The organism is Chitinivibrionia bacterium, assembly GCA_009779925.1.
In the GTDB taxonomy this organism is placed as follows: domain Bacteria; phylum Fibrobacterota; class Chitinivibrionia; order Chitinivibrionales; family Chitinivibrionaceae; genus WRFX01.
In genome coordinates this window covers 21,727-27,873 of sequence record WRAZ01000031.1, presented here as the reverse complement: position 1 = coordinate 27,873, position 6,147 = coordinate 21,727, and the positions used below count along the sequence as shown (strand labels likewise).

The following is a 6,147-nucleotide window of genomic DNA, read 5'->3' as shown; positions in this document are numbered from 1 at the left end:
GTTCTCCTTTCTGTTCTCATTGCTGTTCATAGCGCTCTTTAAAGCTGTTCTTTTTCATTGTATTAACTATTTTTTCTCAATCGTTCATATCTGCCTCTTGGTATAATATTGCTCCGTTTTTCAAAAACATTACTTCCCACCAAGGTAATAAAGATACTGAATATTCCTCATCTTCTATGGGAAGCTCCAGCACTTTTCTCGCTGTTGCTTCGTCTATTTTTGACTTTAACGCCTTTAACACCAAATCTGCGTCGCTTAATTCGCTACTGACTATAAATTGTATTGCGAGCGATTTATTTACGTTTATTCCTTTTTTGGAAATATAATATATGCCTTTGCTTTTGCGCAATACTTTGTAGTCAAATTCCATTTTTAGCGTTTCAAATAAGGTTTCTGGTTTATTAAAACAAACTATTGTAATGCTCATATCTGTAAATTTCACGTTTTCCTGAGAGGCATAAAGCCCGACATAGCCGAATACCACTTTGTAAAAAACAGAGATAGAAAGTTTTGCTTCAACAGGGCTTTTATATTCTATTATGTTGTGTTTTCTGAATATTTTTCCCCAACTTGTTTCTATATCAACATCTTTGTCTTTTTTCAATACAATTATGTCTATTTTCGGCGGGCGTTTAGAAAGAGGGTGTTCGTCTTCGAGTGTTATGTCTCCGTTTTTTACATATTCTCGCAAGCGATAACCGAATGCCGAGAATGCCGCTTCGTGATAATTAGCATATTTTTGGGGTTTTGGCTTAGTAGCTTTTTGGTCAGTCTTTTGCATTTTTTTGCTCAGTCTTTTGCATTTTTTTGCTCATTCTTTTAGTTGCGCGTTTAAGAGTCAATTTCTATGATAAAATAATATTTGGCAAGAAGAAATTGCAGGAGTTTCTGAAAAATATAAAAACAAAAAACGAGCGTTCAAAAGAACAACTCGTTTTCGTTTAACTTTACGGATGGTATTATATTACCATTTGTAATGCGCAAACGCTTTGTTTGCTTCTGCCATTTTGTGAACTTCGGTCTTTTTCTTGACCGCGCCGCCTTCGCCGTTGCACGCTTGAACAAATTCCGCGCCAAGGCACTCTACCATCGAATGTTCGTTGCGTTTCTTTGCGTTATCAATAATCCAACGCATTGCCAAAGCATTACCTCTTGCGCCGTCAACTTCCATCGGAACTTGATAGTTTGCACCACCGACACGACGAGTTTTCACTTCAAGTTGAGGACGAACATTTTCCAATGCTTTTTTGAATGCCGACATTTGGTCTTGGCTTGTTTTTTCCGCGGCATAATCCAAGGCTGTATAGAAAATATGCTCCGCTATTCTTCTTTTTCCGCTCAACATAATGCAGTTGATGAACTTTGTCACCAAAACACTGCCGTATTTATAATCGCCTGCAACGACCCTTTTTTCCGCTTTTCTTCTACGAGACATTATCTTTACTCCTTACTTCTTCTTACCTTTAGCCGCCGCCAATGCCGCACTCTTCTTACCTGCACCATATTTGGAACGCGCTTGTTTACGAGCCGCAACACCTTGCGTATCAAGCGTTCCGCGAATAATATGATAACGAACCCCCGGAACGTCTTTCACACGACCGCCTCTAACAAGAACAATCGAGTGTTCCTGCAAATTATGTCCTTCTCCCGGAATGTAAGCGTTTACTTCCATCTGGTTTGACAAACGAACACGCGCAACTTTTCTCAAAGCCGAGTTAGGCTTTTTAGGTGTTGTCGTGAATACACGAGTACAAACTCCCCTCTTCTGAGGGCATTGGTCAAGAGCAACCGTCTTGCTTCTTGTCTTTATTTGCTTGCGTCCTTTACGGACCAACTGGTTTATTGTAGGCAAAAAATCCTCCTAAATACGTTAAAATCACCGCTAAAATAATTTATTGCGCGCCTGCCGCGCAATAAATTATTACATTTTATACAATTTCTCCAAACAATTCGTCGCTTTCAGCGATTGCTCCTGTTTCCAAACCATCAAAACCACCTGCACTGTTGCCGATTTCGACATCGCGCACCTTCAAATTTCTGTATTTTACCACACCCGTTCCCGCAGGAATTACATTACCCATAATAATGTTTTCCTTAAGACCTTGCAAGTAATCCACGTCCGCTTTCATCGCCGCGCGCGAAAGCACTTTTGTCGTGTCTTGGAAAGACGCCGCAGAAAGGAATGAATCCGTTTCCAAAGACGCTTTTGTAAGTCCGAGAAGCATTGGCTCGTAAATCGGAAGCGTTTTTGCGTCATCACGCAACTTTTCAAGCTCGCGACGAAGTTCACGCTTGTCAATCTGCTCGCCTTCGAGATATTGAGAATCTCCGCTATCGACAATTTTCACTTTGCTCAACATCTGCGACACTATAACTTCTACGTGTTTATCGTCAATCGCCACACCCTGCAAACGATAAACCGACTGAATTTCGTTAATCAGATATTTTTGAACTTCCTGCTCACCCAAAACGCGCAAGATTTCGTGCGGGTCCATTGAACCCTCGCAGAACCTGTCGCCGATACGCACTCTGTCGCCGTCATAAACACGCAAATGTTTGCGAACGGGAATAGAATACTCAACGCTGTTGTTGCCTTCGGTATGAACAATTATCTTACGATTACCACGCTCAATATCAGGCTCTCTCAGCTCAATTCCGTCTGTGCCTTTTACGATTTGGTTCTTTTCATCTCTTACAAGACGGGTCTTAAATTCAACCACACCGTCAACTTCGGAAATTATGGTCGGCTCTTTGGGTTTTCTCGCCTCAAAAAGCTCCGCAACTCTCGGAAGACCGCCAGTAATATCTCGCGACTTTCCGCTTTCTCTCGACATCTTGTAAAGCATATCGCCCGCGGAAACTTTTACACCGATTTCGACTTGAAGCGACGCTCCCGCAGGAAGCGCAATATCAAGAGACGCTGAACCGTCGTCGGGAACCAAACGTAAATAAGGGTGAAGTTTTCGCGCTTTATCTTCAATTATTATTTTTTCGACCGTACGCGTAAGTTCGTCAAGAACATCTTTAACCGTTACACCGTCTTTAATGTCTATTCCTTCGATTTTACCCGATTTTGTTGCAAGTGTCACAGCGTTATACGAGTCCCAAGAGAAAAGTTTATCGCCTTTTTTAACACTTGTTTTGTCTTTTACATACAAAATAGCGCCGTGCGGAACATCGTAAATTTTCTCGTATTGCCCCTCTTTTGCCGCCAAGGCAACCGACGAACTTCTCGAAATAACGACTTTGCCCGAAGAATGTTCTACAAATTCAAGATTTTGGAAAGAAATTTCACCGTCGTAGTTTGCAGTTTCCTCGGATTTGCCCGCCAAACGCGAAGCCGTACCACCCGTGTGGAATGTCCGAAGCGTAAGCTGAGTTCCCGGCTCACCGATTGACTGCGCCGCCATAATTCCGACCGCCTCACCGACATCCACCAAGCGACCAGTCGCAAGGTTTTTGCCGTAGCACTTCGCACAAAGTCCGAAGTTTGCCTCGCAAGTAAGGGTCGAACGAACGCGAATGGTGTCAAGTCCCGATGCGTCTATTTTTATAGCTGCTTCGTCCGAAATCATTTCGTTTTTAGCAACAAAGACAGCACCCGTTTTTGGGTCGATAATATCATTAAGCGCAACACGTCCCGTAATTTTTGAAGCAAGTGTTTCTATAACTTCGTCATCTTCCATAAGCGCGCTGACATCTATGCCACGAATGCTTTTGCAGTCATCAACTGACACGACCATATCCTGAACCACGTCAACCAAACGACGGGTCAAATATCCTGCGTCCGCCGTTTTAAGAGCGGTATCGGCAAGACCTTTTCGCGCACCGTGTGTCGAAATAAAGTACTCCAAACCTGTAAGTCCATCTTTAAAGTTAGACAAAATCGGGTTTTCGATAATTTCGCCGACGCTTCCCGTAAGGTTTTTCTGAGGTCTCTGCATAAGTCCGCGCATACCTGCCAACTGCTTAATCTGGTCTTTACTTCCTCTCGCTTTTGCGTCAATCATCATATAAACGGGGTTAAAGCCGTTTCTGTCGCGTTTCAATTCTTCAAAAAGGGCGTTCGACACTCTTTCGGTCGCCATCGTCCAAGTATCCACAATTTTATTGTAGCGTTCACCCTCAGTAATGATACCGCGCTGATATTGTTTACGAATTTTCTTTGTTTCATCGGACGCTTTGTCGATTATTTCCTGTCTTTCGTCCGGAACAACCAAATCCTCAACTCCGAATGTAGCGCCCGAAAGTGTTGCATATTTGTAGCCCAAATCTTTAACATTATCAAGGAAAATCGCCGCTTCTTTTGTTCCGCAGGTTTTTACTATTTTTCCGACAAGTTTTTCGATTGTGCCTTTTTTCATTGTTTCGTTTTGGAAACCTATAACGGGCGGTATCGCTTCATTGAAAATAACTTTACCCGGCGTTGTTTCGATAATTCTCGGCTGTCCTTCAATGCGGTGCGACTTCGGAACAACAAAGCGTATAACCGAGTGCAAAGTAATTTCCTTGCTTGCCATAGCGTGCTGAATTTCGTCCATCGTATCGAAAATTTTAACTTCTTCTTTGCCGCCGGCGCCTTTAACAAACACTTTTTTCTCACTGTTTACTTTGGTGAGGTAGTAAATACCCAAAACCATATCTTGCGACGGAACCATAACAGGTTCACCGCTTGCAGGACGAAGAATGTTGTTCGCAGAAAGCATAAGAAGACGCGCTTCGATTATACTTTCCGGCGAAAGCGGTACGTGAACAGCCATTTGGTCGCCGTCAAAGTCAGCGTTAAACGCCGCACAAACAAGCGGGTGCAGGCGAATTGCCTTACCTTCCACCAAAATCGGGAAGAACGCCTGAATACCCAAACGGTTCAAAGTCGGCGCACGGTTAAGAAGAACAGGGTGGTCTTGGATAACTTCTTCAAGAATATCCCAAACTTCGTTTCTTTCTTTTTCCACAAATTTTTTCGCGCCTTTTATTGTCTGAACAAGCTCTCTTTCCTGCAAAATTTTGAAAACAAACGGTTTGAACAACTCAAGAGCCATCGGTTTGGGAAGTCCGCACTGATAAATTTTGAGTTCTGGTCCTACCACGATAACCGAACGTCCCGAATAGTCCACTCTTTTTCCGAGCAGGTTCATACGGAAACGACCTTGTTTTCCTTTGAGCAAATCTGTTAGCGATTTAAGAGGGCGTTTGCCTTCCATCGCTTTGCTTCCGTTTTTGCTGTTATCAAAAAGTGTATCAACCGCTTCCTGAAGCATTCTTTTCTCGTTGCGAAGAATTACTTCGGGAGCCGAAATTTCTTTCATTTTCTTTAAACGATTGTTGCGGTTTATCACCCGACGATACAAATCGTTAAGGTCGCTCGTTGCAAAACGACCACCCTCAAGCGGCACAAGCGGACGCAAATCAGGCGGAAGCACAGGCAACGCCTGCAAAACCATATCCTGCGGATTGTTGCCCGATTGACAAAATTCCTTAACTATCTTAAGGCGCTTAAAGCACTCTTCTTTATTCTGTTTTCCCGTAAGGTTTTGTGCGTACTCGTAAAGTTCGTTTCTCAGCGCTTCCAAATCCACTTTTTCAAGCAATTTAAGAATCGCCTCACCGCCCATCATAGCAAGGAAATCCTTGCCGCCGTCAGCAGAATATTTATCATATTCATCGTCGGTCAAAAGAGTCTTACCCTCTTTGAGGTCGTCGTGATTGCCTTTGTTTATTACAACATACTGCTCGTAATATGTAATTCTGTCAACTTCACTGTTTTTCAAGCCCAAAATCTGAGCGATAAAACCACTTTTTGAATACCATTCGTGAACAACGGAAACACCAAGTTCAATGTGTCCCATTCTTTCGCGACGAACCTTTGAGTCCGTCACTTCCACGCCGCAACGGTCGCAAATAATTCCTTTATAACGAACGCGTTTGTATTTTCCGCAATTACATTCCCAACTGCGAACAGGTCCAAAAATCTTCTCACAGAAAAGACCATCTTTTTCCGGTTTATACGAGCGATAATTTATAGTTTCCGGCTTTGTTACTTCCCCGTGCGACCAACCGCGAATATCCTCCGGCGACGCAATGGAAATCCCTACGTTGCGGATTTCTTCTTCTTTTTTGTATTGTGTAAAATCTGCCACTTGCACA

The 6,147-nt window shown here is 43.1% G+C and carries 4 protein-coding genes; all 4 read right to left on the bottom strand.

Translation table 11 applies throughout. The features are described 5' to 3' along the window. Positions 1-76: 76 nt before the first annotated feature. Entirely contained in the window at positions 77-781 is a 705-nt protein-coding gene (locus FWE23_08570; protein MCL2845482.1) for a hypothetical protein, read from the bottom strand. Between the two features lie 183 nt (positions 782-964). Next, entirely contained in the window at positions 965-1,435 is a 471-nt protein-coding gene (rpsG, locus tag FWE23_08565) for a 30S ribosomal protein S7 (GenBank protein ID MCL2845481.1), read from the bottom strand. A 12-nt stretch (positions 1,436-1,447) separates the two neighbouring features. Continuing rightward, positions 1,448-1,852: a 30S ribosomal protein S12 gene (gene rpsL, locus FWE23_08560; protein MCL2845480.1), complete on the bottom strand. Its 405-nt coding sequence runs from the start codon at positions 1,850-1,852 to the stop codon at positions 1,448-1,450. A gap of 76 nt (positions 1,853-1,928) precedes the next feature. Beyond that, entirely contained in the window at positions 1,929-6,140 is a 4,212-nt protein-coding gene (rpoC, locus tag FWE23_08555; GenBank protein ID MCL2845479.1) for a DNA-directed RNA polymerase subunit beta', read from the bottom strand. Positions 6,141-6,147 lie beyond the last annotated feature (7 nt).